This window comes from Boseongicola sp., assembly GCF_057460485.1.
Window position 1 is genome coordinate 1 of sequence record NZ_JBVCWP010000235.1, and the last position, 6069, is coordinate 6069.

Below are 6069 nucleotides of genomic sequence, written 5' to 3' on the forward strand. Positions count from 1 at the left end.
ATGAGGAAGAGGGTGAGGGGCACGAAGAGGAAGAGCATGAGGAAGAGGAGGTCGCCGGCTTCTCCGTCGGCCAAACCTTCACCAACAGGGAGCAGGAAGCGCGGCTGGAGATCCAGCACCGCCCCGTCGCCAGCCGCTTCGGCCCCTTGAGTGGCGCCATCGGCGTCCAATGGGATCACGCCAACACGAAAGGCATCGCCTTTGAAGCTGACTCGCTTCTGGAGCCTTACAATACGGAGAGCATTGCCGGTTTTTGGTTCGAAGAGCTTGAGGCCAATGCGCGGCTCCGGCTTCAGCTTGCCTTGCGGGTCGAGGAAGCGTCGGTGGACGGAACCGGCTTCTCCAGCATCGCCGATCCGGAAGCGCCCGTCGTGTTCAGCGGCACGCGGTCCTTCGTGCCCTTGAGCGGCGGCCTCGGCGCACTCTACGATCTTGGCAACAACACGGTGCTGCGCCTCAATGGTCAGGCCGTCGAGCGAGCGCCAGCAGGTCCTGAGCTCTTCTCGAAGGGGATTCACGAAGCGACCGGCACGTTCGAGATCGGCAACCCCTTTCTCGACGAAGAGAAGGCCCAGACGCTGGAATTGGCGGTGAAGCGCGCGACAGGAAGGTTCCGCTACGACGCGAACGGCTACTATACGAACTATGACGGCTTCATCTTTCGCGAGCTCACCGGGCTCGTTTGCGGTGGCACCTTGGATTCCTGTGCGGCGGCTCTCGACGAAGAGGAGACGTTCGACCAAGTGCTGTTCCAGCAGCGAAACGCCACATTCTACGGCGTCGAGCTACTCGGCGAGTACGACGTCGGGCGGGTCTGGAACGGCATCTGGGGCATAGACGGCCAGTACGATTTCGTCCGCGCGCGCTTCGACAACGGCGAAAACGTGCCGCGCATTCCGCCCCACCGCCTCGGCGGTGGCATCTACTACCGGGACGGCAAGTGGTTCGCGCGCACCGCCGTGCTGCATGCCTTCGATCAGGACCAGGTGGCGCCGGGCGAGCTGACTACGCCGAGCTACACGCTGCTCAACGCGGAGCTGAGCTACGCGGTAAAGACGGCGGGCCCGGCCGGCCTGACGCCCGCCATGAACATCGGCTTGAAAGGCGAGAACTTGCTGGACGACAAGGTGCTGAATTCGGCCTCGTTCAAGCGCCGGGAGGGCGTGCTGGAGCCGGGCGCAAATGTTCGCATATTTGGGAAAATAAGCTTTTGACGGCGTGTCACCGGTGAATCGTCGAACGCGCCGATCAGTATTTCTCGAGGCTAGGCCAAACACCGTTTACATCAGCGTCTGGGACACGGGTATCGAACCGCAGCCTCAACAGCTCGTGAAGCCCGGTGCCTGGCACGATACTGTCGCCAAGCGGATCGCCTCGAAGGACTTGTCACCCAAGTAGGGCCCTGAACCTAAACAAGGAAGGCGAGACCAAGGTGCCGGTGGCAAGGACGGCATCCGCGTCACATCTGGTGAACGTTACTGAATGTCCGCTTTGGGTCACTAGCGGAAATCAGAACGCGACGGAGGGACGACCGCTTTACACCCATAAGCGGACATCCTCGGCGCGGATTTTGGCTTTTGATTGCCTTCAGTCATTGCAGCAATGCCCTTTCGGCCGATTCCAATTACCTCCCGTTGTCGTCGCTTGGAAATAGATGGCCGTATCCTGCGGGACGTCAGGATACACACTGCTGAATGCAGAACTCAGCTACACACGGCAGCGCGACACAAACCGCTTCTTCAGTGAAATGACACTCGGTGTTTGGGGCTCCAACCTACTCGACGACGATGTACGATTCTCGACTTCGTTCAAGAAGGACGAAGTGCTCCAGCCGGGAGCCAGCGTCCGGCTTTTTGGTGTGTTGAAGCTGAACTAGGGCCGGAACCTTCAAGAAACGCTAGCTTTTCTTGAAGTCAGACGAAGAGCGTATGTCCGCTTTGGGTCAAAAGCGGCTAGCCCTGATGGAATTTTCGGAAAGGACACATCAGCGCTTGCTGGCAATCGGCTTTATGCCGGGATGCGAAGCGGTTGCGTCTGTAGATAAGTCAGACATCGCCAGATCCACTCCACCGGCCCAAATCGAAAAAACCGAAGCCACCAGCTACAGAAAATTATCTGAACCGCAAAAAACAGAGCTGCGCAAGCGGTCGTTGCTACCGGACCAAGCAAATACAGCTGGCCAAATCCGTATCCGTAAAAGAGCAGGGTGAACATAAGAGTACCGGAGAGGTAAACCGTCAGCGCCATCCTTCCTAAAGATTGCAGTGGGGAGAGTATAGCACTCCACTCGCTGTGCTGCGCCAAGAGCACAATGCCGGCGGCGTACGCCAACGCCAGGGCGGTCGACCCGAATAAAAATAGTACATCGCCAAGAAATCGGATCTCTATCGAGGCCGTGTTACCTTCGAATGCAGCGTAGCCGTGGTAACGACTCAAATACCATTCTAACGCTGCAAAAGCGAGGCCGGTTGTCATGCCCCATCGCAACATGCGGCACCATTGCTTGGTATGCTTTGCTGCATCATGAACAAGACGGCTTCGGCCAATTTGGAAGCCCAGCAAAATCATCGCGAAGATCGCGAGACTTGATTCCGGCTCATTGAGACCGTTCCACAATCGGGGGGGTATGACTTCTGCATTCGTCTTGAAGACGTCTCCGACCGTACCCAGGTAAGGGTGATCGTCTCTTAGTTCTGCGAGAGACAGCGAGGCGTCCGCATCTATAGGTGCACTGGCTCCGCGGAGAGAATCAATAACATTGCCAACCGGAAACGCGAACATAAGCAACAAGGTCAGTGCGAGTAGAGTACCCGCTCGCAGTCGGCGAAATGCAGGCAGAATGAACCCTAACAGGGCATATTCCATTAGAATGTCGCCGTCAAAAAACAGAGCGTGTCCCATCCCGATACCGAAAAGGATCGTTACGCGCCTGAAATAGAACCACAGATTTCCGTCACCTACGCTGTGCAATTTGGCCAACTGCAGCGCGAATCCGAATCCAAATAACATGGCAAACAGGCGCCAGGATTTCGTCTCGAATACGGCGTGCATCGCCGCATTGAAAGCCTGATCCAAGGTATCCGTCCATTCCGACGAATATGCTCCGAAGTTGAACATGTTAACGAGCAGCACACCGAAAAGAGCGAACCCGCGTACCGCATCGGCCGATTGCAGTCGGTCATCAGGTTTGACGGGGTGAAGGGGATCGGAGGGCGGCATGGTCGCTATTCTTCCTTAGCTTGGAACCTGTTGGCTCTGTAAAATGGGTAGCCTCCCGTAGCTGAAGTAATCCGCAACATTGCGGAGAGGGGAACCAGCCCTCATTGCTATACTAATAGCCGCCAATGCACTGCCAATCGGCTTCATCCATAAACTGAGGGGCTGGCAAGTGGTGACAGTCTGGCCAAATCTACTGGTTTAATATGGGCCGCAACTTGACCAATCGGAATCCAAAGAAGAACTTTGAGGTGCTGTGGAAAACGTTCCATAGAAGGTACCCATTCTTTGAGTTGCGGAAGGTCGACTGGCGCAAACAATACGAAATATACAGACCTAAAATCTTCTCGGCCACGAGCGATGAAGAGCTATTCGAGATATTCTGCGAAATGCTCGATCCCCTCGACGATGGTCATGTCGAGATCACGGCGAGATTGGGTCAATCTGAGGTGAAGACGCGCTTTACGGCCGAGAAAGCACCGCGGTTCTATCGCGAGTTCACAAAAAAACAGATCAAGCGGCTTTTCAAAGTTGCGCGGCGTACGCTTACGGCCAATGGATTTGGGCCCCTCAGGAAAACGAAGGCATGGACTATCCGTTACTGCCGGTCACGCAACTATGGCTATATGCGCATCTTCGAGTTGGAGGGTGTCAGTAATCGAAAAGTGTCAAAGGCGCTCGATACACTCTCTCGTGATATGCCTGACCTGAAGGGATTCATAATTGATATCCGCGACAATCCGGGTGGTGAAGACAGTACCGCACTCATGATCAGCAATCGGTTCACCGATCGCAGGCGCGTTGCATTTCACAGAAGATCAAAAATTGGACCGGGAGCGGACGAGTTCACGCCACTGAAGACCTGGCACCTCACACCGCAAGGCAATGTGCAGTTCACCCGTCCTATTGTTCTTCTGACATGCGATGCCGTCTTCAGCGGCGCCGAGTGTTTCGCCCTGGCCCTTAGAGAACTGCCGCATGTCACAATTCTCGGCGAACATACGAACGGCATCTTCTCGTACCAATTGGAAAAGACATTACCCAACGGATGGGATTACTGCCTTTCGTATCAGGAATATTTGTCAGCCGATATGGTTTGCTATGAAGGCAAGGGAGTACCTGCGGACATAGAACTGCTCAACACGAGAGCCGATCTTGACGCTGGCGTCGACCCGCTGATCACTCGTGCGCTCGAAATTCTCTCTCAAAAAAATTCCAGCTTATCAAGCTGAGCCCACGCAAGATGGCGAACGTATGGGAATATATGCGCGGTCCCCAGACCATACGGCCAATCTGAACCAAAAAATCAGCTCATATCGGTCAGCCGTAAATGCCGCTGGCATTAGGTGTTAATTATTTTCGTCGACTTGACCACTGATTGCGCGGATCACCAACGCTGCACAGCAACCGGTTATCTCGATCAATTTCGCATTGAAGTTATCCGGGCCGCCGTACCGTGCGGGGGCAAAGGAGACCCGTATATTAGGCGTCGTATCGAACTGGAATGCATTTAGACCATAAGGCACCCCTTCTCCAATAGATTTCAGGCCCGCCTCTTTAAGTGACCATAGTCGCAGAAAAAGTTTCCTGCGTTCGTGGACTGCCGCCGTACGTATCGTATCCAACTCGTTCCCCGCGAAATGGTAGCTTGCCATTTCAACCGCTGAGACAGACTGTTCAGAATCTTCGATGTCAACGCCGATTGCGCTGCTTGTTGACCAAGCCGCAAGATATCCGTGACGGCACGAGGAAAAGCTGAACCAAGTGCGGGGCAACTCAAACAGGTATGGCCGTCCTTTTTTCGTTTCTGCGAAATCGACTTGAGAAAGCGGGCGGGCGACGCCTAGTGCAATTGCGCCGCAGAATCGGCGAAAAGCGCGCCGCTGCAGGAAGCGCATTTTGTGGCCGATCACCTTGAAGCGTTTTGCCCTCGACAACTCGGCAACGGAAAGTACCGAGCCAAAAGACTCTGCTGCGGGACCCCCATGCTGGCTGGGCATGAAGAGAATCGAAGTCTCGCGATGCAAGCCAGTCGGCGTAAGATCCTCGACTGAGGCTTTGAAAAATTTGTTGATGCCCTCGTTTTCCAGAGCATTCATTTCTGTTCGCACTTTGTCAGTCATCTCATGACCGGAGCTCCTCGGCCGGACTGCCTTCATGAATTGCCGTGGAAATATGCATTTCCTTCAGCACCATTGACAAAGGCCTCAGCGTGACATCGCGATCCAAAATCGCGCCTTTCATAACTGTGGCGCCAAAGCCGATTGTTGTGCCATTTCCTATTCGAGTTTCCTTAACCTGCAGCAACATATTTTCAAAGGTGTGTAACTGAAGAATGCCGTCCACAATGCAGTCGCCGCCGACGCGCACTGCGTTCCAATCTGAGCATTGCATCGGGTCCATCACGATAGTGCGGGGGCCAATTTCACACCCTAGTCCCCGTAGAATCCCGTTTGCAAGAATGGTTCCCCTCAGAACGCCCAAACTTCTTCGGCACCAGATAAAGAAACAGTCTTGGACAAAGAAATACGTAAAATGACGAGTTGACCAAAATTCTGTCGCGTGATTGCTCCCCCATTCTTTGCCAACAAGGCTATGCTTAAGAAGAACGGTTAGGCCAACAAGCCCCGCCGCGGTCAAAATCAAAGCCATAACGGCACCGAGAATAGCGTCGAGACCCAAGCGATATAGGGTGATGTAGACCAACGCAAAAATGATGACTTCTGTAGCCCTTAGGAAGCCGATGCTGAAAATATCGTTGAGCAAGATACGTTCGAAAAAAAGACGCAAACCAGGCGGACGATGCACTTGGTTCTCCTCTTGGAACGCTGCACTGGCGAATGCAAGGGGTGG

The 6069-nt window shown here is 54.4% G+C and carries 6 protein-coding genes; 3 read left to right on the forward strand and 3 right to left on the reverse strand.

All coding sequences use genetic code 11. The features are described from left to right. Positions 1-1214 (forward strand): TonB-dependent receptor domain-containing protein (locus AC221Y_RS18910; protein WP_486708029.1); only part of this gene is annotated, 1214 nt, incomplete at its 5' end. 440 nt (positions 1215-1654) lie between these two features. Continuing rightward, positions 1655-1876 carry a hypothetical protein gene (locus AC221Y_RS18915; protein WP_486708030.1) on the forward strand — a complete coding sequence of 74 codons (222 nt, stop codon included), beginning with the start codon at positions 1655-1657 and terminating at the stop codon, positions 1874-1876. 131 nt (positions 1877-2007) lie between these two features. Here AC221Y_RS18915 and AC221Y_RS18920 read toward each other — a convergent pair whose 3' ends face one another. Further along, complete coding sequence (locus tag AC221Y_RS18920; RefSeq protein WP_486708031.1) at positions 2008-3219, reverse strand: DUF418 domain-containing protein; 1212 nt, start codon at positions 3217-3219, stop codon at positions 2008-2010. Between the two features lie 215 nt (positions 3220-3434). Here AC221Y_RS18920 and AC221Y_RS18925 point away from each other — a divergent pair, with 215 nt between their 5' ends. After that, the gene (locus AC221Y_RS18925) at positions 3435-4448 is read left to right on the forward strand and encodes a S41 family peptidase (protein WP_486708032.1); all 1014 of its coding nucleotides are present in this window, start codon (positions 3435-3437) and stop codon (positions 4446-4448) included. A gap of 117 nt (positions 4449-4565) precedes the next feature. Here the strand turns inward: AC221Y_RS18925 and AC221Y_RS18930 are convergent, their stop codons facing one another. Both AC221Y_RS18930 and AC221Y_RS18935 read right to left on the reverse strand, forming a co-directional pair. Next, positions 4566-5339 carry a 4'-phosphopantetheinyl transferase family protein gene (locus AC221Y_RS18930; RefSeq protein ID WP_486708033.1) on the reverse strand — a complete coding sequence of 258 codons (774 nt, stop codon included), beginning with the start codon at positions 5337-5339 and terminating at the stop codon, positions 4566-4568. A 1-nt stretch (position 5340) separates the two neighbouring features. Then, positions 5341-6069 (reverse strand): hypothetical protein (locus AC221Y_RS18935; protein ID WP_486708034.1); only part of this gene is annotated, 729 nt, incomplete at its 5' end.

Bases quoted from the DNA above. Each gene is read 5' to 3' on its own strand.
- AC221Y_RS18920 (WP_486708031.1), bottom strand. From the start codon at position 3,219: ATGCCGCCCTCCGATCCCCTTCACCCCGTCAAACCTGATGACCGACTG.
- AC221Y_RS18915 (WP_486708030.1), top strand. From the start codon at position 1,655: ATGGCCGTATCCTGCGGGACGTCAGGATACACACTGCTGAATGCAGAA.
- AC221Y_RS18930 (WP_486708033.1), bottom strand. From the start codon at position 5,339: ATGACTGACAAAGTGCGAACAGAAATGAATGCTCTGGAAAACGAGGGC.